This is a genomic window from Bacillus sp. es.034, from assembly GCF_002563655.1.
In the GTDB taxonomy this organism is placed as follows: Bacteria; Bacillota; Bacilli; order Bacillales; family Bacillaceae_B; genus Rossellomorea.
Map to the genome: position 1 here is coordinate 4,132,771 of NZ_PDIY01000001.1, position 21,906 is coordinate 4,154,676.

Consider the following 21,906-nt stretch of genomic DNA (forward strand, 5'->3'; position numbering starts at 1 on the left):
CCTTGACCCCAGTCGGGTACCGTCTCTCTGCTCTTTTTAAAGAAGATATGAAAAACATGTTAAAAAAGGTGGAAATTAGTATGATCACTCCTGATATCAAGAATCGTTTCCTCAGCATCGTCGGTAAAGATCATTACCGTGATACCCCTGCTGAAAAACTTGTCTATTCCTATGATGCAACACCCAACTATCAATCCATGCCCGATGCCATCATCGTTCCCCGGTCAACGGGGGAAGTATCGGCAATCGTGAAGATCTGCAATGAAAACGGCATTCCCATTGTCCCGCGGGGATCCGGCACGAATCTTTGTGCCGGTACGTGCCCAACCGAAGGCGGTGTTGTCCTGCTTTTCACCCATATGAACAACATTCTCGAATTGGATGAAGAAAATTTAACGATCACCGTCCAGCCCGGAATAGTAACACTTGATTTGATTCACGCCGTTGAAGCCAAGGGACTCTTCTATCCTCCAGACCCGAGCTCCATGAAGATCTCCACCATCGGAGGGAATATCAATGAAAACTCCGGTGGTTTGAGAGGGTTGAAGTATGGAGTCACACGTGATTATGTGCTTGCCCTTGAAGCGGTCCTTCCGAATGGTGATATCATCCGGACCGGCGGGAAACTCGCAAAAGATGTGGCCGGGTATGACTTGACCCGCCTATTTGTCGGGTCGGAAGGAACCCTTTGTGTGATCACGGAAGCGACATTGAAGCTCGTTCCCATGCCGGAGACAAAACAGACGATGCTTGCCCTTTACCAGGACATAGAAGCAGCTGCAAAAAGTGTATCGAACATCATCTCGAATCCGATCATCCCGACGACCCTGGAATTTCTGGATCAGCCTACATTGGAAGTGGTCGAGGATTTTGCCAAAATCGGACTGCCTACGGATGTGAAAGCAGTCCTGCTGATTGAACAGGATGGTCCTCCTGAGGTAGTCGCACGTGATATGAAGCGTATAGAGGAAGTGTGTGTTGAAAACGATGCCGTATCCGTTCAACTCGCTAAAACCGAAATCGAAGCAGAAGCCCTTCGCACTGCCCGGCGCTCTGCCCTCTCGGCTCTTGCCCGACTTAAGCCGACGACGATCTTGGAGGATGCCACGGTACCCCGTTCCGAAATTGCCAAGATGGTGAAAGCGATCAATGAGATAGCCGAGCGCCATGAGTTGAAGATTTGCACCTTTGGCCATGCAGGGGACGGAAACCTTCATCCGACCGTTGCCACAGACGCCAGGGACCATGATGAAATGAAGCGGGTCGAAGCAGCCTTTGAAGAGATCTTCGCCCATGCCATCGATTTGGGCGGGACCATCACGGGAGAACACGGCGTCGGGATGATGAAGGCGCCTTATCTCGAATGGAAACTCGGACCTGAAGGGATCGGCGCCATGAAGATGATCAAGCAATCCTTCGACCCCACTAACATCATGAATCCGAATAAAGTATTTGCAAAAGAATCGAGAAAACGTGTGGTGATTACAAGATGACGACCGTCCAGGAAAAGCAAAAGATTCAACAGGCATTCAAGGACCGCATGGATGAAGATGAATTATTGAATTGTATGAGATGCGGATTCTGCCTTCCCTCCTGTCCCACATATATCGAATCCGGATTCAAGGAATCACACTCCCCACGGGGGCGCATCGCCCTTATGAAGGCAGTCGTCGACGGGGTGATCGAGCCGGATGAAGAAGTCGAGCGCACACTGGACCTTTGTCTCGGATGCAGGGCCTGTGAACCGGTCTGTCCATCCGGTGTGAACTATGGTCACTTATTAGAAGAAGCACGGGATATCATTAATCAATATAAAAAGCATTCCCTCCCTGTCCGGGTTGTGAGGAAGACCGTATTCGAAGGTTTATTCCCACATCCCGACAGAATGAGGATGCTCACGAACCTTCTCGGAATCTATCAGCGTTCAGGTTTACAAAAGGTCCTCCATACTACGGGCGTGATGAAGCTGTTCCCGGAAAGCATGGCAACGATGGAACGCGTCCTTCCTCAGGTTCCAAAGCTGAAAGCGATGAAGGAACGCCCGACTTCCCTTTCTTCCATTGGTGAGGTTCGGAAAAAAGTCGCATTCTTTTCCGGTTGTTTGATGGATACGATGTTCCTGGAAACCAATAATGCCACAACGAAACTCCTTCAACTGGCAGGCTGTGACATCGTAATTCCGAAGACGCAAACCTGCTGCGGGGCCTTACATGGACACAGCGGTGAAAAGGATGCTGCCAAGGGACTCGCAAAACGGAATATTGAGGCATTTGAAGCTTCCGGCGTCGATTACATCATCACGAATGCCGGTGGCTGCGGAGCTTTTCTTGTCGATTACGATCACTTACTGAAAGATGATCCCGAGTGGAAAGACCGTGCTGTCCGATTTAAAAACAAGATTAAGGACATTTCCTCGATTCTGGTAGATTTGGAGTTTCATAAAAAGACATTGAATGTGGCACCACAACGAATTACGTACCAAGATTCCTGTCACTTAAGAAACGTACAGAGAACATTCATGGAACCAAGGGTACTCCTTCAATCCGTGGAAGGTGCCGATTACGTTGAGATGAAACAAGCCGACCACTGCTGCGGATCTGCAGGAATTTACAACATAGTCGAATCCGACATGTCCATGAAGATCCTCGATCACAAAATGGAAAACGTCGAAGACACCCGGGCCACCACCATCATCACATCCAACCCGGGCTGCCTCCTCCAAATGAAACTCGGTATCGAACGAGAAGGACTATCAGACAACATGCGAGCCATCCACATTGTCGACTTCTTATTGGAAGCAGTCGACTGAGAGGGACGGACCTCCCCAACCATCCTTTTGCTCCCGCAAAAAAGATGATTGGAGGTCCGTCCCTATTTTTTTTTGATTTTAAAGAATGAAAAGTAGACGAGGAATGAGAGGATGATTCCATAGGCTGCAAGCAGTGTGAGGGCATTGGTAACATTGGTTGTGAGCCAGATTATGATGACGGCGATGGCGACGAGTACAGCGCTGATTGTGATGAGTCTGTTCATGGGAGGGCCTCCTTTATGAGTAGAATAGGTTCTATAGGTATATACGATTGGGATGAGGGAAGGTTTCTTTTTTGTTTAGCTAACAGCAGATTTTCTGCTTTTGATTCAGCTATTGATTTTACTCTGATAATCAGCAGGTGAATACACCCTCTCATTCAGCTGCTGAACCCACCCCCACCCATAAAAAAAACACCGGACACCCCAAAGGCATCCGATGTCTCCCATATTCATTGACTCGCAATCTCATAAATTTTCAAATTCCCATAAATCAACCGTAAATCAGGAGCCACTATGTCCTGACTCTCGGCAGCGTCCAGCAAGAAACCGTATAAATGATCGGCCTCGACTGAAAGATTCTTCTCCATATCACGCTGCAGGGAAGACTTCATGCTGTAGCCCATCCCGCTGATTTTATCGTAAAGTGCGTCTTCAATCTTTTCTGCAAGAGGCGCCCCCAACTTCCTCATGACCATCGCTGCCTGAGAAAGGACCGCCTTGATCCGTCCCTCTCCTTCACCGGTCTCCCGGATCGGACCGATCGGGGCACGATAGAGGGAAGTGACTCCTGAAAGGGTGGTGATAAAGAGATATTTGTGCCACATTTCCTGCTCGATGCTATCGGATAATCGGAAGCTCGCTTTCGTTCCAGAGAAAGCTTCTTCCAAACTGGTGATGCGGTCCGTCCGATCTCCATTTCTCTCTCCAAACACCAGGTCATGGATAGGGCTTGTCTGAATGACTTTACCTGAACCATCAAGTGTGGACTCGACAAAGCATAGGCCGCCTATCACCTTTTCTTCCCCGAAGGCCTCGATCAGGTCATCGACGTGGGACATGCCGTTCAACAGTGGAAGAATCATTGTGTTCTCCCCTACAAACGGATGTAGACTATCGATGGCCCCTTCTAGGTGATACGCTTTGGTGGATAATATGACAACGTCAAATGGCTCTGCTTTTTCTTCAGCCTTAAGGGTCTTCGGCTGATAGTGATAATCGCCATGAACGCTTTCGATGTGAAGTCCATGTTCTTTCAACTGATGTTCCCTTTTATCCCGCACGAGAAATGTGACGTCCTCACCCTTCTCTGCCAATCTGCCTCCAAAGTATCCGCCGACGGCTCCTGCTCCTACAACCAATATTCTCATTCCATCCGCCTCCCTTTTTATTAGATCTTCTATTTCATTCTCCAATATGAAAGCGGATAAATCAAAAGTTCTGATCAGTACATCAACCCATAAACCAGAAAACGCTCATATTCGTTCTTCGCGAACTCCCCTGTTAACACGACTTCTTTTCGCAGCTGAAATAATGGATGATCCTCCAGGAAATGAACATAATCATCGGAGCTGTAGTACAGAAGAATCTCGATGTCCCGGGGGAAGGATTCCACTGATAAAAGAATATGATTGATGACTTTTATAAAAATTTGAACGGAAAAGGGATTGAAAAAGTAGAAACGATTGTCTGCCGGGTTAATTTCATAGTCCTCAGCCAGGCAATGGCAAAAGGAAATCGTACCGTTCCTGAATTTTGTTTTCTCACGATAGGTTGAAAGATTCTTCATGCAATCTTCGTAAAACTCGTCGTTCATTTCCACACCGATGACAGTCGATCGAAAAAGATGATGAACGAAGAAGTTCAAGCGGCCTTTCCCACATCCGAAATCCACGACCCGGTCACTGCTTTTCAGTTCATACTCCTGAAACAACTCCTGTAAAGCCGCGTATGGAGTCGGTTCATAGCGATGATAATGAAAGGATCTATGAAAGCCTATTTGACGATCGCCGGTTTTGATATTCAGTAATGTATCATAATCATGTTCGTTCATTCTGTTCTCCTTATTGAACCTGCCGTATAGACGCTCTTCCATCGTACCACGATTCCCGATTCCTTTCAGACATTAAAAAAGCAAACCCCTCCTAAAGGGATTTGCTTTCATATTCCTTATACCCAGCCCAGTGCCCTGACAATCGTTGCTACCAGAAATGTGACCCCGATCGCAATCGCTGTCGGAATCGCAAAAGACAGGAACGTCCATTTCTTGCTTTTCGTTTCCTTATAAATATTCACAAGGGTCGTGCCGCAAGGGAAATGGAGAAGGGAAAAGAGCATCATATTCAGTGCCGTTAACCACGTCCATCCGTGACTGACGAAGACCGCCTTTAACTCGGTCAGATCATCAAGTTCAAGCATCGCCCCTTGAGAAAGATAGGCCATGATCAGGATCGGCACGACAATTTCGTTTGCCGGCAGTCCGATGATAAAGGCTGCCAGGATGAACCCATCCATCCCAAGTGCCTGCCCGAAAGGATCCAGGAACTGAACGAAATGCATCAGGATGCTCGTGTCACCGATATGGATATTGGCGATGATCCACGTGATGATCGAAGCTGGCGCGGCCACGATCACGGCCCTTTTTAACACATACCAGGATTTATCTTTACTCGAGCGCAAAATGGTACTCCAGATTTTCGGACGACGATATGGAGGTAACTCGAGTGTGTAATGAGTCGGAACTCCTTTAAGTGCCGTTTTGGACAGTATCCAGGACACCGAAATCGTCACGACAATTCCGATCAACACCATGGTCATGACCATTCCGGCGGTCACTAGGGAAGCCATCCCCCCGGCATACCCCGCTGCCATGAATAGGGAAGCGAGCAGGATCAAAGTCGGCCAGCGACCATTGCAAGGAACAAAGTTATTAGTCAGGATGGCAAGCATCCGTTCTCTCGGTGATTCGATGATCCTGGTCGACATGATGGCAGCAGCATTACACCCGAAGCCCATCGCCATCGTCAAGGATTGCTTTCCGTGCCCTCCTGCTTTCTTAAACAGGCGGTCCATATTGAAGGCGACACGGGGTAAATACCCATAATTCTCAAGAAGAGCAAAAGCCGGGAAGAAAATCGCCATCGGAGGAAGCATGACGCTGATCACCCATCCGGTACCCCTGAAGAAACCCAGTACGAGTACACCGTGAAGCCATGCTGGTGCATTCATGGCGTTAAATAGAATGGTCAGCTGCCCTTCCATCCAGGAGAATCCTTGTGCCAGCATGCTGGATGGGATATTTGCCCCCGCAATCGTCAGATAAAACACCGCTCCAAGCATGGCAAGCATGATAGGGAATCCCCAAATGGGTGAAGTCAGCACTTTATCCAGCTTTTCGGAATGGATCCGTTCTTTGTTTTTGTATTTTACGACTTCTTTGCAGATCCCTCTGCTCGTCGAATAAATGTTTTCGACAATTTCATCCCTCAGGTTGTCACTTGACATCCCTTTCGCATGATTGAATAAGTACGCAAGTCCCTGATCTCCCTCATGTGGTTGCATTGACTGAGACATTGGAAAATCCTCCTTTCTTTCGTTCCCTCCGGAAGTAATCATTCAACGAATTGAGTATGCTTTCATCTCCATCCAATAATCGCAGGGAAATCCATCGAATCGGAAACTCATCCCCGATCATTTGCCGTACTTTTGGAGAAAGCTCTTCTATTTTCGCTTCGATATCCGCAGAATAGGTCATGCGGTATGGAGTGGTCGGTACATTTCCTAGAGCCATTTCATGTATGGTATCCAGTAACTCCTTGATGCCCGTATTATTTCTCGCCGATATTTTCACAACTGGTACGCCCAGTTTTTTGCTTAATGCTTCACTGTTTACTTCGATTCCTTTTTTCTTCGCTTCATCCATCAAATTGAGGGCTACTATCACTCGATCCGTCATTTCCATCACTTGAAGGGCGAGATTCATATTTCTCTCAAGGGACGTTGCGTCCAGTACCACCAGTGTCACGTCCGGTTTATCAAAGATAATATAGTCCCTCGCAACCTCTTCATCTGTTGAATTGGAGTAGAGGGAGTAGGTCCCGGGCAGATCGACGATGGTGAAATCCGTCTTATTGTGTATGAAGTCACCTTCTGCGTGGATGACCGTTTTACCAGGCCAGTTCCCTGTGTGTTGTCTTAACCCCGTCAATAGATTAAATAATGTACTTTTCCCTGTATTCGGATTTCCTGCAAGAGCAATTCTGTATGCTTCCATCCTTACACACCTCCTATTTTCTCAACTTGAATCCTTGAACTTTCTTCTTTACGGAGGGCAATCGTGGTGTCACTCACCCGAAAGGCCATTGGATCTCCCAGTGGACTTTTTTGAACGACCGCTACCTCTGATCCCCTTACAAATCCCAGATCCAATAATCTTCTTCTCATGGTACCTTCTAATGATAGTGATGTTATAAGAACGCGGTCGCCTGGTTTACATTCTGATAGAAGTAATTTCTTGACTTCGGACATATTTCATTCCTCCGGTAAATTATATTGTCTTTATATTAAAAAGTTTCCCTTGTGCAAATTATATGTTCATCTTATTCCCTTCACCCCAAAAATGTCAAACAAAGTTTCATATTTTTGGGGATTTTTTAAATGGTCGACCATTCATGACATAAAAAAAGAAGCATCTGGCAGCCAGATACCCCTTTTTGAAACAGACATATGGAAAGCACTTATTAACCAAGATACCCTAATAGATCAAGCTCTCCCTCTTCCCAACCTTTCTCACCAACCGCTTTAACCATGAGTTCATCGATGACTTCATGTCCGATCCCGTATGTCGTTTGATTCTTATCGTTGATCTTTAACCACCTGCAGCGATTCTGTACCCTTTGGAACCCGTTGCGTTCATATAAATCAGGGTCATCAGCGAATAACACAATATAATCAATGTCCCGATCTTGACAAAATTCATCTATTTTACTCAACAATTGAGATCCGATCCCCTGGGAACGCATAGTGGATGCAACACAGACATCAATGAGGCTTAACACATTTATACGCTTTCCATTCAAATTCATCACCCGATAATCACATGCGATATGTCCAACTAAACGATCTTCTATGTATGCCAGAAATCTTACGTGAGGCTTCTGTTTGAAATAGATCCTGTCCACAGGATAATCCCCTCCGAAGCACTCACATAATAACCGCTGCAAGTGACCTTGAACGTCTCCGTTTAGATCAAATTCCGAAACTTTTCTTATTTCAACAGTATTCAAAGTCTCTTCCCCCTTATTATCAATATGACTGTCCCTATACAGGCTTTAAAATCGTCCTTTGCAAAGGGACCCCTCCCATTGAAACATTCCGTTCAATCAATAAATAACGCCGACCGTCTATAAGGAATTTCCTGTCTCCCTCATATTCCACGTTTCTCCCCTGCTCTACAAGCTCTCGTTTGATCGCTTCAATATACTCTTTTTCTTTAAAATACCGCTCTTCAAAATCGATTTGAATATGTCCTTTTCTGTAGCCCATCAGCCAATTGAATAGAAAAAGTGCCCCGCCCCCCGCAAGGATGATCCAGATGAATTCCATTTCGTTCATCTCCTTTTACTTCTTTTACCTATATACGGATAGAATCAACCATTTGTTTCACGATACATAAAAAAAGAGTTCACCCAATCACATCACATGATTAACCTTCGGAACTTGTGGTAAGTTAAACATGTTGGAATTAATAGATAAGGAGTGGATATTTGATGTCTAATAAAGATCAAACCAAGCAAGATATTCTCGATGCATACCATTTCAGACATGCAACCAAAGAATTTGATCCGAATAAGAAAGTATCTGATGACGATTTCAGATTCATTATGGAAACGGGCCGCCTGTCTCCAAGTTCCTTCGGATTCGAACCATGGAGATTCCTGGTCATCCAAAATCCTGAACTTAGAGAAAAGATTAAGAACACCGCTTGGGGAGCATACGGTAAACTCCCTGATGCCAGTCATTTCGTCGTAATCCTGGCTAGAACCAAACAGGATACCAAGTACGATTCTGACTATTTACAGGATCATTTCAAAAATAAGAAAAATATGCCTGAAGATCATTTGGCAAAATACTTAGAGAGGATTGAACAGTTCCAGAAGGTTGATTTCGATTTACTTGAAGGCGACCGTCCTCTATACGACTGGGCCGGAAAGCAGACGTATATTGCCCTTGGTAATATGATGACCGCTGCTGCCCAGATCGGTGTAGATTCCTGCCCGATCGAAGGATTTGATGTTGAGAAGATGAATACATTACTGAATGAAGAAGGCCTGCTTGAAGACGGTCACTTCGGTATTTCCGTCATGGTTGCATTCGGTTACCGGGTCAAGGATCCAGCACCGAAATCCCGTCGCTCATTTGAGGATATCGTGAAGTTCGTATAATAAAATGAAAGGAATCCCGCGTCCGTCGGGATTCCTTTTTTTCTCTTGTTAGCCTGCCTCTGTCTTAATGGCTCTTTGCAATTCGATCATCACCGTTGTACCTTTGTTCAGTTCACTTTCCACTTCCATTTTCCCCTTCATGGAATGAACAATGATCGTGGCTGCCATTATCCCGAGGCCCGTGCCTTCATCCTTTGTTGTAAAGAACGGTTCACCGAAACGTCGGATCTGCTCATCGGTCATTCCTTTTCCTGAATCAGAGATCGAAATAATAACCTTTTCCTTCTCGATCACCCCAATCGAAACTTGCCCACCCTGAGGCATGGATTCTATAGCATTGGTCATGATGTTTCCCATGCATTTAATAAAATTGTGGCGTTGCCCTTCTACATGAACACCATCTAAGAGTTGATAACGGAAGGAAATATGTGGAGCCTTTGGTTTTACGATTTCAATCAGCTCCATAAGAGAATCCTTTACATCGATACTTTCCGCCTTTTCTGGCGTTGAATTAGTAAACGTCAAATATTCCTCTATGACATGGGTTGCCTGATCAATCCCTTTTAAAGACAAATGAATAAATTCTTTCTGTATTTTTTCGTCTTTTTCTTCTTGTACCAGCTGCAAAAATCCTTTTGACGAAGTTAATGGATTTCGAATTTCATGTGAAAGACTCGCCGCCAACCGGCTCAAAACCTGAAGCTTCTCGTGTTGAGACAGAGTCTTTTTCATCTCCATTAATTTCCGTATCATCTCCGCAATCATCACAGAGATAACAGTGGCTGCCAGCGGAATGAGAACGAGGTACAGATACTCATCCATCGTGATTTCAGCTTCATGAATATATCCAAACAGAAGATTAAATATCGTCATACTGAAACAAATGATAACCAGGAATAGCATTTTTACTTTTCTCTTAGCACGAAGAAATCCTTTTGAAAAGGCTGCCAAAATTAAAAAGGTGACAAAATAGTTGAGAATCACTAAATGGATAAGACCGCTCCCAATGATGAAATATCTGATTGCTATGATCATGATCATGAGAACGAAGGAAACGACCGGGCCGAAATATAAGCTGGCCAGAAAAAAAGGGATCCTTCGCAAATCTACATAAATACCATTTGCCAGCTTATAACTGAACATCACACATAATAGAATCGTGATCGTGGAAAGGAGGATGACAATCCCTTTTGAAGGTTGCTTCTTTGTGGTGTCATAATAAATGGCGAAAAGGAGTAGTCCCACTACAATAAATAAAAAGTTCATTAATAAGTTCGTTAAAACAGAATCATACAATCAAACACCCCTCCCTCATTTCAATCGGTATCCTTCATCAGGAGTGAATTTTCATAATCAGGATTCCGATCTTCCTCCTTTATCAGCTGCGTGGAGGCCGAACTCCCCCCGATCAGCTCTCCTTTATGATTAAATAATGGATGGCAGTTCACATCATACTCATACATTTGATCGGCTATCGGAAAGGAAATAACCTTTCTCAATGATGTACGGTTCTTTATTACCTCTTGTTTTATTTTCATTAATGCCCTTGTGCCTCGGTTATCCCCTAATTCCACATCGTTCCTTCCAATCACCGAGACGGGGTCAAGTTCAGGATTCGGGTTAAAAATCCACGTATATCTAAGATCCAAATCAAAATGGGCAATCACCATGGGAGAATCTTGGAGGGCAATATAAAAGGGACTTTCCTCTAATTCAAAGACGGAAACATGAAATTTCAATAAGTCTGCCAAGTTCTCTGCAAGCCTCTTACTTGGAATTCTTACGCCACTTTCAATCTTTGAATAATAAGATCGATCGATGTGAACTAAATAGGCAATGTCTTCTTGGCTATAACCCTTCATTTTTCTTAATCTCTCTAGCCAATTTCTCTTCTGATGACTCATTCGCATCCCTCCTACAAAACCTTTCTAGTTCTATTATACTGATTCACTATTCAAAAACTATGTGACTATTTTGTCACTATTGCAAAATACCGTAAAACCGACTAAAAGCCCTACAATTAAGGAAAAAACAGAAAAATTCTTCTAGTAAAATGGAAGTTACGTCCCCATCCATTCATAAAAAAAGAACTCCAGGAGTAAACCTGAAGTCCTACATTTAGTTCCTGAACCAATCCGCCCCCTCATCCATATGAACAAACGGAATATCAGTATCCACTTTGCCTGTCATTTTTTCCTGTTCAACATCCTTCCCCTTTAGCCATTCGGCAAAATCGAAGATAACAGGCTCCCGGTCTCCGCCAAGGGCAAACCATGCTTTCATTTCTTTTGGAAAATAAGCTGATGTATGAATCGTGCCGGCCCAACTGCCGTAAAGATCCGAGAATACCCCTTTATCACTGTCATTCATTAATCGGAAGGCCCTATGAGCGTCTTGATCACCCGATTCCTTGATGATGCTCAATCGTCGCTTGGAATCGACCAGGTGATTTCGGTTCTCATCGGTCATGATTTCAAAATGATTGGTGCATGCATTGGATTGCCTTACCTCCACCCCACGAGGTGAGGTTTCCACTATAAACGTTTCCCCGCTCCTGTCATACACGACATAGCTGAACGAATGCCTATGAGGGATTTCCTTCAACATATCGACGGCTTCGGTACCATCTTTACAGGATTCAAGGATCAATCGTCCGATCATACAGCAAATGAAACCATCTCCGGGATTTTTCCGGTGCATGAAGTTATACCCCAGTGCCAGGCCATGTTCGTTCATTCCGTCCATCCTGCCGGTCACACGCTGACTTGGACCGATGATGGCATATCCTGTATCCGTCGGTTGAAAGAACGTATAGCGTCCCTCATACGTTTTCGGATGATAATCATAATTCCTGATCAGATAGTCTGTACCCGTTACGATCGAGCAGCCGGACTTCACATAATCCACCCGGTAGCCGCCAAACTCCTTCAGCACCCGCTCCATCGGCCACTTGAGGGCTTCTTGTAACCCCAGGAGTTCATCCCAGAGGCCTGGGGCAAATCGATTGATTGCTCCCTTTGTTTCCTCAACGCTGATGGAGAAGCGGGGCTTACGTACTTTCCATTGATTTTCCCGATTTCTAACCGTTATGGAATCCTTTATCCGTTCCCCTTGCATAAATCCGAAGTCATAATGGGAACCGCGAAATTGAACCACATCGCTATGTATTGTTTTCATGCTAAAACCTCATTTTCATCATAATCTATTCTACAAGGATAATAGAAGGGATTGGAAAAGGAAAGCAATCGCCATCCTTCTATACACGCCTATCAACCGGAAGAAAAACAATGATCATAAAACATATGAGGAACGCCATACCGGTCACCACTAACCCAAGGAAAAAACCGATGAAAGCCATAAATCCGTCTTCACCTGGATACTGAGGTACATACGTGTTCCATTGGTACAGGATAAACAAAAAAAGCAACAAATAAAAACTGCTTCCGAGCGTTCCTGCTTTCCATCGCTCCCCTTTCCCCCACACTTTTGTACGGACAAGTGAACTCCATAGGAGAAGACTCAACACAGTGGCAAGCATCATAATAATGAGGTGAACGTATGGAATCATCAGGAGAGTCGTACCATACAATAGCAGCCCGGTTGTACCGAATAATAATAGATTCATCCCAAACAAAAACACCCCGACTAACCAGGGATTCTGAAACCACTTATGCTTATTCAGAGAATGAATCCATTTAAACGTAAAGATTCTCTCCCTCGGAATTTTCATGAAAATAAAGAGCCCGACAAGACCCAAAATAAAAAATAATGTCACTTGTTATCCCCCCTGTCACTCGTGGTTTATTTTACCATATACCTTTTACGTTTTGGTATATATTGTGATGATTGTACCAGGTACAGAATCACCACTCTGTACCTGGTACAATCCTGCTCATTCAGCTGCTGAATTCATCCAGTTATTCAGCAGCTGAATAAAAAAAAGAACGGCCATCCAGACCGTCCCACATCCATCACATCACTTCTTCTTCTCGATAATCTCATCAATGATCCCATATTCCTTCGCCTCATAGGCACTCATGAAGTAGTCACGATCCGTATCAAATGCTACTTTTTCAACCGATTGCCCCGTTTTCTCAGCTATGATTTCGTTGATATGCTCCCTTAACTTCAGGATGCGCTTAGCCGAAATCTCAAGGTCTGTCGCCTGCCCTCTAGCTCCTCCCAACGGCTGATGGATCATGATTTCACTATTAGGCAGGGCAAACCGTTTTCCTTTCGTGCCTGCCAAGAGCAGCATTGCGCCGAATGACGCCGCCATGCCCGTACAGATCGTCCGCACATCGGGGCTGATGTACTCCATCGTATCAAAGATGGCGAACCCCGCAGAAGTCGAGCCCCCGGGACTGTTGATATACAAGGAAATGTCTTTATCGGGATCATCTGCTGCGAGGAATAATAATTGAGCAACGATGCTATTGGCCATATGATCATTCACTTCGTCACTCACCATGATGATCCGGTCCTTTAATAACCGTGAATAAATATCGTAGGAACGTTCTCCTTTGCTTGATTGTTCAATTACATAAGGTATTGCGTTCATATCTTCTTCCTCCCTCATTCGTTATGCAGCCATCGAGAGAATGGTCGAAGGCGAAGGAGATACCGGTAGCACCATCTGGACCGGTCCATAGGCAAGCAGCGTCGGAATATAGGCGATTAGCAGACTCGGATCCTGTGCTTTCAGGCTCCGATATAAGATGGCGTTCAGCTCTTTTTGGAGATTCTCATCCCAGTATGCGTCACTTCCTACCCATTCATCATCGACGGAGATTTTTTTCAGTTTGGCCCTCGACCGGTTCAATAAAGCCTTCACAGCTGTTTCTGTCAGGTTTAGTAGTACGGCCACTTCAGAAATTTTGTACTGAAAGGCTTCCTTTAATACGAAGGCAACCAGTTGCTTGGGAGTCAATCTGTTAGAAAGCAGGCCGATCATCTCAGGACTGATCCACTCTTTTGGATGATTTTCCACACAAGACTCCGGGACAGATCCGATTGTTTCCCTGCTCTCTTTCCGGCCCTTGTCGATCCACAGATGATAGGCCATTTTCTTTAGTAAAGCAGGACTCCAATCCTGACGATCAGGGTAGCGACTGAGGGCTTTATAAACCGATTCCTGGGCAAGATCCTCCCCGTCCCATTTGTCCTTCGTCAGAAAATAGCAATACCGGAACAGTTTTGGGACCATTTCTTCTATCCCTTTTTCGTCCAGGTTGAATACCGATCTCATTTGCATTGTCTTCACTCCTTTGCATCCTCTCATGCTTATAACGGATAAGGTTGTGAAAAAGATATGGGTAAAAGGATGATTTTATTATTATTATATCCAACAGGTGGGAGTTGGGTAATAAATTGGTTTCATCTCCGTCACTTGTGCTAAAGTGAAATCATAAAAAAACGATGACAGAAATGAGGTGCTCCCGATGATATCGATTCTTGTCGTTGATGATGATCCCCATCTGCGAAAGCTCGTCCGCGTTTATTTGGAGCAGAATGGATACCTGGTGACAGAAGCACCGGATGGCGAAGCTGCTTCCGTCATTCTTCTCCATCAAACCATCGACCTTGCCATTATCGACCTGATGATGCCGAATAAAGATGGATTTCAGTTGGCAAGTGAGATAAGGGAAGACTATGATATCCCCATCATCATGCTGACTGCGAGAGGCAGCATCACGGATAAAGCGAAAGGATACCAGTCCGGGACCGATGATTATATGGTGAAACCCTTTGAGAAAGAAGAACTCCTTTTCCGGGTGCAGGCGATCCTGAGACGATTCGACCGGGCAGGTTCCCAAACCGTCCGCTTGGGAGACATGACGCTTGATAAACGGTCTTATGAGGTGAAAGCCGGGAATAGGACCATGATTCTTCCCCTCAAGGAATTCGAACTGCTATATTATCTTGCAAGCTTTCCAAACAGGACATTTACGCGGGATGAACTTATCCAGCATGTATGGGGAATTGACTTTGAAGGGGACGACCGGACCATCGATGTGCATATTAAACGACTGCGTGAACGTTTCCGGGGTTCCGCCAATACCTTCACGATCACGACCGTACGGGGAGTCGGCTACAAATTGGAGGTACCTAAATGAAAACCCTTTATATCCGGATCGTCGTCGTCACCTTGTTGATCATGGTCGTAAGCAGCGTGATTGCGTTTATCGGTTCGAACCTTTATTATCAATTGATTTTAAAGCCTTCCAATGATGAAAAGAACACCGAAATCGCCCGGGACGTTGTGGAACTTACGGTCCTGGACCAAATTTCCATGAAGGTAAACAGCGGGGAATTCGGGGCGATACTCGGCCCGTCCGGTTCGGGGAAAAGCACCCTCCTCTCCATCATCGGGGCATTGACCAGCCCCACAAGAGGTGAGGTGACTCTAAACGGAAGAAATGTACATGATATGACAGGAAAAGAACAAACGGCTCTTCGCCTGAAGGAAATCGGCTTCATCTTTCAGCAATCGAACCTGGTTCCTTTCTTAACAGTGGAAGAGCAGCTGTTACTCGTAGGGAAGCTTACCAGAAAGAAGGACCACCTTCAGGAACGGGCATTGGAATTATTGTCTCACCTTGGACTTGAAAAACGGAAAGCCCATTTTCCTGAACAACTCTCCGGAGGCGAACAGCAGCGAGTGGCCATCGCCCGTGCCCTCATGAATGAACCGAAGCTGATCCTTGCCGATGAACCCACAGCAAGCCTCGACCGGAAAAGGGGAAAATCCGTGGTGGAATTATTGGTAAAAGAAACGAAGGAAAGGAATATCGCCACCATCATGGTCACCCATGATGAGTTGATGATCGGGAAATGTGATTGGGTTTATCGGATGGGGTTAGAAAGGAGATCGTGCCTGGTTAGAGTCAGGCACGATTTTTATGTTGCTCTAATAACCGTTTTAACTTCTCAGGATCATCCACTCTCAAAGCCACTTTAGATACCTCTTCTTTTTTACCCATGAACAGCGTCGCTTCGACGGGCTTCTTCAAGATCAGGATTACTTGAGGATGAATCTCCTCAAAGTCTTTCTGCATAAAGACCATGGTGCCTTTACTTGGTTTCTTCTTCCCCCATTCCATCGCCTCGATATTTGTTAGGGGCAGAATCAGCCGCTGCCTTAATCCCTGCACGACCCGCAACTCGCCATTTTTCACTTCAACAGGATGCAACCGTGTTATTTGGATTTCGGCCAGTACGAGGAGAATGCTGTACACGTTTAAAACGAGCAGGATAAATGACAGGATCGGGAGCTTGGAGTGAAGCCACCAGTGAAGACCGATCGTTTCGATCGCAACGGCATGGATAAGCATGATATTCATGGCGATGGCACTGGTCTTATGATGCATTGTAACCGCTCCGGCATGAGCAGGTGCTTTTTTCCGCCAGCTAAAGAAGGCGTAATACACCATCAGGATCTCAGATGCCAGGATTCGGATAAGGGGGAGTCTACTTACCTTTCTTTCGACTGCAGGAAGGAATGAAAAGATCGTTCCCGTTCCCGATGATCTCATATCTTCCCGGATGACTGGAATTCTTTTGAGCAGAAGGAAGATCAGACCCAACTCCGCCAGAAAGAACAGGGCTTCAAAGCTTATCCCGGAGTACAGGAGGATCGTATAGGGGGCAAAGTATTCTTCAGGGATGATGACTCTTGCTATGACCAAACCGAATACGACGAATCCGAACGCCTGCTTCTTTGAAACTTTAAAAGCGGCATAGGCAAGCGCCGGTGAAATGATGACCAGATCCACTAAGGACCCAAGTACGGCACCACTTTCAAGTTCAATGGCCAAAAGTTGCTGCACGATTGGCTGATACAGGAGTACATTACTTAAGAGGACGAGTGTTAACAGGGCAAGCGCCAAAAATGACCATTTCGAGTTTCGGATTACCATTCCCTCACCTCCAATTTACATCTATTCCATTTACTTACATTATAACTCTTTCAGCTTTTTTCGGAAATCGTCATCCCTTAAAACATGGAGCATGAATGAATTCAAACTCCCTGATATCTTCTCTAATTCTCCAGCTTCCAACTCGTTTGTGAAGATGGCAACCTCTGTTGTATTTCCTTCTTTATCTGTCGCATACGCCGCATTCGTAACGAGGAACTCCGTCGATCCCCCTTTTTGTCCGGCGTGCTTTAACCAGTCACGATTGGCAGGATGCTCCATGATACCTTCCATGATTGCATCCAAACGCTCCTGTGTCCCTTTTTGAAAAAGAGTCTTAGAATTCAGCTCCGCCATGAGGGATGCATATTCAGAGGTCGTGCTGCGCGGGAGTCTGTCAGACCAAACCTTTTGCATACTTCGACTGCATAACCAATTTTCCATGTACGTTTCCTTTTCTCCATTTTTTAATGTTTCTGAAACGGTTTGAGCTGTTTGTATGTATTCTTCTTCTGACATCGTCATGATTTTCGACTCAATATAGTCATCCGTATATGACGGATTTTTCATTTTCAAATACGTTGGAATCAGCATGGATCCGGTGATAGGGTAGAGTGCCTCGTGTTTTTCAATGCCCAACCCGTCCAGTGATCCGTTTATTTCCTCGATTCCAAGGAGATCCATTAAATAGTCAGTGTTTGCGTTAGAGCTGAATACGACCATCCCTTTCACTACGTTTTCGAGGGTAGTCGTATTTCCAAGCAGTAGACCCTTTTCTTTGGAAAACGTTATCCAGTCTTCATTGGCTCCTCCATCCGTATCAGGGATATAGTATCGATCAAGTTCTTCCAAGGAAACGTTCCGGGAAGGATCCAATTTCTTTTCCCCGTATTGCCTTGCATATTCAATGGCTACGATTGTCTTCATTGCACTTGCTAACGGGAACATCTCATCTTCCCTGACGGACACGAGCTTTTCCCCATTTCGGATCACTGTTAAGCCCCAATTCTTATGATGTTTTAAATAGTTTAACAGATAGCCTGGATCCTTTTTTCCCGCGTTCTGTCTAACGCCTGCCACAATGATGATCAAAGTGATCATCAAACCAGCTCCACTAATGAGTAAAGCAACCTTCATTTTCTTCGCTCCTGTCTTTATGTCGTTTAGTATATATACGATTTAAAAATGGTAAATGTTTCATTATTAAATCGTAAAAAACCTATCCACCAAGTGATGGATAGGTTTCATTCATGCTGATTGTTCTTTTCCGGCTTCATTATTTTTCAGGAACATATACAATGATGCCCCGAAGATTACAATGTATCCGATGATACTGAAGACATCCGGCACCTGACCGAACAGGAAGATGCTGATAAGTGCGGAATACATGACAGTTGAATAGAAGAAGATGGAGATCTCCCTTGCCGGCGCAAACTTGTACGCGATCGTGATCCCGAACTGACCGATTGTCGCAAAGACACCTGCGGATAACAGGTACACCCACTGTTTCGCGCTCATCGGTTCATAAAACCCGATGACGAACGGGAGCAGCACGACCGTCGTGAAAAAGGAAAAGTAAAAGACGACTGTATAAAACTTCTCCTTGCTCCCAAGCACTCGGAGGACCGTGTAGGCACCTGCTGCAAAAATGGCGGAAAACACCCCTGCAACGTATGGGATGACATCAAATGAGAACGCCGGTTTGATGATGAACAGCGTCCCGCTGAAGGCAATGATGATCGCTATCACCTGAAAGACGCGGGTCCGCTCTTTCAGGAATAGAGCTGAAAAGATGATGGTCAAAAACGGGCTCAGCTTGTTCAGCATATCGGCATCGGACAGCACAAGATGATCAATGGCATAAAAGAAGAGCACGATCCCGACAGCCCCTAAACCGGAACGCAATAAAAGAAGTTTTTGATTTTCTTTTTTCCCAAATAAGCGTTCCTTGTGGTACCGGACAAATCCGAATGCAATGAATGCAGAGACGATATTCCGGAAGAAGGTTTTCTGGATCGTCGGCACATCCCCCGATAACTTGACAAATGCAGCCATCAAGGAGAAACCAAACGCTGATAATAATAAAAGTAATATGCCTTTATTTCGATTTGACATTATATCCTCCAATGATAAACAATTTAGCAACTAAATTAGTGTATCAAAAAAAGGGGGGAAAGAAAAAAATCCGAACCATCACATATTTTCCCCAAAAATAGGAATGTCTTTTGAACAAAAGAAATCTATTAAAGTACTTTTTTTCTATTTATTTTCCAGGATTTCTTTGATTTTCTTTAAATCCTTTTTGTTTGCTCTCTTCATCATGAATGTCATAATGGGCGTCATCCATTTGGAAAATCCGGCAGGGGTCCCCTGATTCCTTAGGGTCATTTTAGTCGTTTGTTCATCAATCGACTCCCACTCATAGGTGGTTTCCATTAGGAACGGCCCGCTAGCCGTTCTCATGATGAGCTTCCGTTCAGGGATGAACTCTGTAATTTCATATATATAGGAGAGATCCTTCCCCAAGAATCTAGCTTTAAAGGCAATATGAGAATGAACGGATAAAGGCTTGTCCGTTTTCCATTCCGCTGAATCAATATTCATATACCACTCGGGTGCCTTGTCCGGATTTGTAGCATATTCTGCTACCATTTGGATCGGACGGCGTATCGCTATTTCTGTGATGACATCTACCATCGCCTTATTTCTTTTCAACATAATTTTTCAGCAGAGTCCCAAGTAAATAGGTCCACCCTTCTGTATGCTTATCCGCCCAGTCCTCTTCTATGACTCCTGAAGCTGAATGGGATAATTGAAGTAATGTTGAATCCCCTTTTTCAATCAATCGATACGTATACGCACTGTTTACTGCGCCCTGCATTCCAAGATGTCCGTACAGACGAATTTCTTCCGGTGCATTCACATAATACACCGTTCCCCATAGCGCTCCTTCATCCTTGCGCCATTTCTCTATGAATTGCCCGCCTGGTACAGGATCGAATGCGAATTGTGAACTTACTCCCTCTGGAGCCAATTTAAATTCCCACCAGTCCCCAGCCTGCTCGGTTAACGCTTTAAATACCTGTTTCCTTGGTGCATCTATCATCACTTCTTGCTCAATACGGAATACTTTACTTTGTTCCATTGATTCTTCTCCTCCTTTGTTTTCAGCTAATGAACGTAACTTCAAAAGTGAATTAGCTGTAGACTCCATATATTTACCTACCCACCTGTTATGCATTTTCTGCAGTGGGATAGCATTCAGGTAGTTACGCCTGAATTTGCCTTCACGCTTCACTACAACCAAATTCCCTTCCTCCAAAATGTTCAAATGCTTCATGATCGCGTACCTAGTCACCTCTGGAAAATGGTCATTCAGTTCGCCTGTCGTTCTTGCTGACTTCTTCAATAGGTCAAGGATCTCCCTTCTAATCGGGTGACCCAAGGCTTTAAATAAGGTGGAAAGCTCGTCCTTCATGTTAAGGATCCTTTCATTGTGATTTACATGTGAGTGATTGGTCACATGTAATATGTGACTATATAGTAACATGATGACCTTAATAAATCAATCTCAATAAAAAAACCAGATCCAGGTTACTTCAACGTTGCAACGAAATTTTTTTTAGATATACAAAAGCCCCCAATTCCTATTGGAGGCAAACTTACCTTATTTCTTCATAACAGGAACCCAGACCTCGCACCTGTAATCATCGTCATTCGGATTCCCCGGTGGATATAATTCAAATTCAGGTGCATCTCCATGCTCATACCCTGTAGACGGGAACCATTCTGAGAAAATCCGTTTCCACACACCCTGGATCGCGTCAGGCATCGGACCGACCGATTCAAATACTGCCCATGTGGAAGCAGGTATCTCCTTAACCTCCAGCGGGGGAGGAGTGTCAGATTTCTTTTCTGATCCGATAAAATAGGTGAACTCTTCATTCGGATCATCGAACTCCATGCAGATTCCGAGCATTTCATCATGACCCGCGGCCTCGCAAATCTCACTGTCCAAGCCGGAAGTATTCACCTCACCCCAAAATGTGGGAATCTCCTTCAAGTTTTGGCCATTATGGGTTGAGACTCTTTTCCCTTTTCCAATCACTTGAAATGCTTCTTTTTCAACGATTCTATAATTCATTTCGACTTCCCCTTTTAATTGGATTTGGAAGGAGATACGCGGGAATGCTTTCAAAGGAGTTCCTGATTCTCTCACATGGGATGGGGAAACACCGTGAGCTTTACGAAATGCCTTCGAAAAGGATTCGGGTGTTTCGTAACCATACCTGAAAGCGACATCAATGACCTTCACATTCGCATGATTCAGTTCCTGAGCCGCAAGCGTCAGCCTTCTCCTCCGGATGTACTCAGCTACAGTACAGCCCGTTACTAAAGAAAACAGCCGTTGAAAATGAAATTTCGAGTTCAGCGAGAGCCTGGCAAGCTCCTCCACCTTGATCTCCCCTTCAAGATTCTCCTCTATATACTGAATGCAGTCATTCATCCTTTGAAGCATTTCCATTGTTTATCTTCTCCCGTCTCAACTAATGTACCATGCAGATTGTATATACTCCGGTCATTCTGTGCGCTGCGCTGACCGGTGGTTTCTTTATAAATTGTACAATGTATGCAAATACTAACATTCACCAAGACACTACTTCTACACTCTTTCACCTATCTCCTCTTTTCATTGACACGAAACCATATGGTGTTATATTATTAAAACGAAACCAATT

24 protein-coding genes and 1 pseudogene are annotated in these 21,906 nt (G+C 44.8%); 5 read left to right on the forward strand and 20 right to left on the reverse strand.

Annotation, left to right across the window (positions count from 1 at the left end; genetic code table 11):
* Positions 1 to 80: 80 nt before the first annotated feature.
* Positions 81 to 1,493: a glycolate oxidase subunit GlcD gene (glcD, locus tag ATG71_RS21075; protein WP_098441931.1), complete on the forward strand. Its 1,413-nt coding sequence runs from the start codon at positions 81 to 83 to the stop codon at positions 1,491 to 1,493.
* Complete coding sequence (locus ATG71_RS21080; protein WP_098441337.1) at positions 1,490 to 2,809, forward strand: (Fe-S)-binding protein; 1,320 nt, start codon at positions 1,490 to 1,492, stop codon at positions 2,807 to 2,809. The genes glcD and ATG71_RS21080 overlap by 4 nt, the downstream gene beginning before the upstream one ends.
* 62 nt (positions 2,810 to 2,871) lie before the next feature.
* Here the strand turns inward: ATG71_RS21080 and ATG71_RS23510 are convergent, their stop codons facing one another.
* The 8 genes from ATG71_RS23510 to ATG71_RS21115 form a co-directional block, all read right to left on the reverse strand.
* Positions 2,872 to 3,033, reverse strand: a complete 162-nt coding sequence (locus ATG71_RS23510) for a hypothetical protein (protein ID WP_179886597.1) — start codon at positions 3,031 to 3,033, stop codon at positions 2,872 to 2,874.
* Positions 3,034 to 3,260: 227 nt separating this feature from the next.
* Positions 3,261 to 4,178, reverse strand: coding sequence for a ketopantoate reductase family protein (locus ATG71_RS21085; protein WP_098441338.1), 918 nt, complete (start codon positions 4,176 to 4,178; stop codon positions 3,261 to 3,263).
* A 74-nt stretch (positions 4,179 to 4,252) separates the two neighbouring features.
* Positions 4,253 to 4,861, reverse strand: coding sequence for a methyltransferase (locus tag ATG71_RS21090; protein WP_098441339.1), 609 nt, complete (start codon positions 4,859 to 4,861; stop codon positions 4,253 to 4,255).
* Positions 4,862 to 4,977: 116 nt separating this feature from the next.
* Positions 4,978 to 6,369: a nucleoside recognition domain-containing protein gene (locus ATG71_RS21095; protein ID WP_098441932.1), complete on the reverse strand. Its 1,392-nt coding sequence runs from the start codon at positions 6,367 to 6,369 to the stop codon at positions 4,978 to 4,980.
* The gene (locus ATG71_RS21100; protein WP_098441340.1) at positions 6,356 to 7,081 is read right to left on the reverse strand and encodes a FeoB small GTPase domain-containing protein; all 726 of its coding nucleotides are present in this window, start codon (positions 7,079 to 7,081) and stop codon (positions 6,356 to 6,358) included. Before ATG71_RS21100 ends, ATG71_RS21095 begins: the two co-directional genes overlap by 14 nt.
* Before the next feature lie 2 nt (positions 7,082 to 7,083).
* Positions 7,084 to 7,335 (reverse strand): FeoA family protein, encoded by a 252-nt coding sequence (locus tag ATG71_RS21105; protein WP_098441341.1) that lies wholly within the window; start codon positions 7,333 to 7,335, stop codon positions 7,084 to 7,086.
* Positions 7,336 to 7,547: 212 nt separating this feature from the next.
* The gene (locus ATG71_RS21110) at positions 7,548 to 8,093 is read right to left on the reverse strand and encodes a GNAT family N-acetyltransferase (protein WP_098441342.1); all 546 of its coding nucleotides are present in this window, start codon (positions 8,091 to 8,093) and stop codon (positions 7,548 to 7,550) included.
* 34 nt (positions 8,094 to 8,127) lie between these two features.
* The gene (locus ATG71_RS21115; protein ID WP_098441343.1) at positions 8,128 to 8,412 is read right to left on the reverse strand and encodes a hypothetical protein; all 285 of its coding nucleotides are present in this window, start codon (positions 8,410 to 8,412) and stop codon (positions 8,128 to 8,130) included.
* A gap of 164 nt (positions 8,413 to 8,576) precedes the next feature.
* Here ATG71_RS21115 and ATG71_RS21120 point away from each other — a divergent pair, with 164 nt between their 5' ends.
* A complete protein-coding gene (locus ATG71_RS21120) occupies positions 8,577 to 9,251 on the forward strand; it encodes an NAD(P)H-dependent oxidoreductase (RefSeq protein WP_098441344.1) in 675 nt (224 codons plus the stop codon).
* A 48-nt stretch (positions 9,252 to 9,299) separates the two neighbouring features.
* On the opposite strand, the gene ATG71_RS21125 is transcribed toward ATG71_RS21120, so the two are convergent.
* The 6 genes from ATG71_RS21125 to ATG71_RS21150 all read right to left on the reverse strand — a co-directional run bounded on the left by ATG71_RS21125 (position 9,300) and on the right by ATG71_RS21150 (position 14,505).
* A complete protein-coding gene (locus tag ATG71_RS21125) occupies positions 9,300 to 10,547 on the reverse strand; it encodes a sensor histidine kinase (protein ID WP_098441345.1) in 1,248 nt (415 codons plus the stop codon).
* 20 nt (positions 10,548 to 10,567) lie between these two features.
* Positions 10,568 to 11,155, reverse strand: a complete 588-nt coding sequence (locus ATG71_RS21130; protein WP_098441346.1) for a helix-turn-helix domain-containing protein — start codon at positions 11,153 to 11,155, stop codon at positions 10,568 to 10,570.
* 214 nt (positions 11,156 to 11,369) lie between these two features.
* Positions 11,370 to 12,428 carry a C45 family autoproteolytic acyltransferase/hydrolase gene (locus ATG71_RS21135; RefSeq protein WP_098441347.1) on the reverse strand — a complete coding sequence of 353 codons (1,059 nt, stop codon included), beginning with the start codon at positions 12,426 to 12,428 and terminating at the stop codon, positions 11,370 to 11,372.
* 79 nt (positions 12,429 to 12,507) lie between these two features.
* On the reverse strand, positions 12,508 to 13,026 hold the full coding sequence (locus ATG71_RS21140) for a hypothetical protein (protein ID WP_098441348.1): 519 nt from the start codon (positions 13,024 to 13,026) through the stop codon (positions 12,508 to 12,510).
* Positions 13,027 to 13,227: 201 nt separating this feature from the next.
* The gene (gene clpP / locus ATG71_RS21145) at positions 13,228 to 13,830 is read right to left on the reverse strand and encodes an ATP-dependent Clp endopeptidase proteolytic subunit ClpP (RefSeq protein WP_286163088.1); all 603 of its coding nucleotides are present in this window, start codon (positions 13,828 to 13,830) and stop codon (positions 13,228 to 13,230) included.
* 3 nt (positions 13,831 to 13,833) lie between these two features.
* Positions 13,834 to 14,505 carry a sigma factor-like helix-turn-helix DNA-binding protein gene (locus ATG71_RS21150; protein WP_179886598.1) on the reverse strand — a complete coding sequence of 224 codons (672 nt, stop codon included), beginning with the start codon at positions 14,503 to 14,505 and terminating at the stop codon, positions 13,834 to 13,836.
* Between the two features lie 187 nt (positions 14,506 to 14,692).
* Between ATG71_RS21150 and ATG71_RS21155 the strand changes: the two genes are divergently transcribed.
* Together ATG71_RS21155 and ATG71_RS21160 are read left to right on the forward strand one after the other, a co-directional pair.
* The gene (locus ATG71_RS21155; RefSeq protein WP_098441350.1) at positions 14,693 to 15,367 is read left to right on the forward strand and encodes a response regulator transcription factor; all 675 of its coding nucleotides are present in this window, start codon (positions 14,693 to 14,695) and stop codon (positions 15,365 to 15,367) included.
* A gap of 92 nt (positions 15,368 to 15,459) precedes the next feature.
* Positions 15,460 to 16,092, forward strand: a pseudogene (locus ATG71_RS21160) (ABC transporter ATP-binding protein); the annotation flags it as partial.
* A gap of 46 nt (positions 16,093 to 16,138) precedes the next feature.
* On the opposite strand, the gene ATG71_RS21165 reads toward ATG71_RS21160, so the two are convergent.
* From ATG71_RS21165 to ATG71_RS21190, 6 genes are all read right to left on the reverse strand, one after another.
* On the reverse strand, positions 16,139 to 17,170 hold the full coding sequence (locus ATG71_RS21165) for a beta-carotene 15,15'-monooxygenase (RefSeq protein ID WP_098441351.1): 1,032 nt from the start codon (positions 17,168 to 17,170) through the stop codon (positions 16,139 to 16,141).
* A 39-nt stretch (positions 17,171 to 17,209) separates the two neighbouring features.
* Positions 17,210 to 18,304 (reverse strand): serine hydrolase, encoded by a 1,095-nt coding sequence (locus tag ATG71_RS21170; RefSeq protein ID WP_098441352.1) that lies wholly within the window; start codon positions 18,302 to 18,304, stop codon positions 17,210 to 17,212.
* Between the two features lie 111 nt (positions 18,305 to 18,415).
* Positions 18,416 to 19,282: a DMT family transporter gene (locus tag ATG71_RS21175; RefSeq protein WP_098441353.1), complete on the reverse strand. Its 867-nt coding sequence runs from the start codon at positions 19,280 to 19,282 to the stop codon at positions 18,416 to 18,418.
* A 144-nt stretch (positions 19,283 to 19,426) separates the two neighbouring features.
* Complete coding sequence (locus ATG71_RS21180) at positions 19,427 to 19,885, reverse strand: SRPBCC family protein (RefSeq protein ID WP_286163089.1); 459 nt, start codon at positions 19,883 to 19,885, stop codon at positions 19,427 to 19,429.
* Complete coding sequence (locus ATG71_RS21185; protein ID WP_098441354.1) at positions 19,869 to 20,645, reverse strand: helix-turn-helix domain-containing protein; 777 nt, start codon at positions 20,643 to 20,645, stop codon at positions 19,869 to 19,871. The genes ATG71_RS21180 and ATG71_RS21185 overlap by 17 nt, the downstream gene beginning before the upstream one ends.
* A 189-nt stretch (positions 20,646 to 20,834) precedes the next feature.
* Positions 20,835 to 21,692 carry an AraC family transcriptional regulator gene (locus ATG71_RS21190; protein ID WP_098441355.1) on the reverse strand — a complete coding sequence of 286 codons (858 nt, stop codon included), beginning with the start codon at positions 21,690 to 21,692 and terminating at the stop codon, positions 20,835 to 20,837.
* Positions 21,693 to 21,906: the final 214 nt, after the last annotated feature.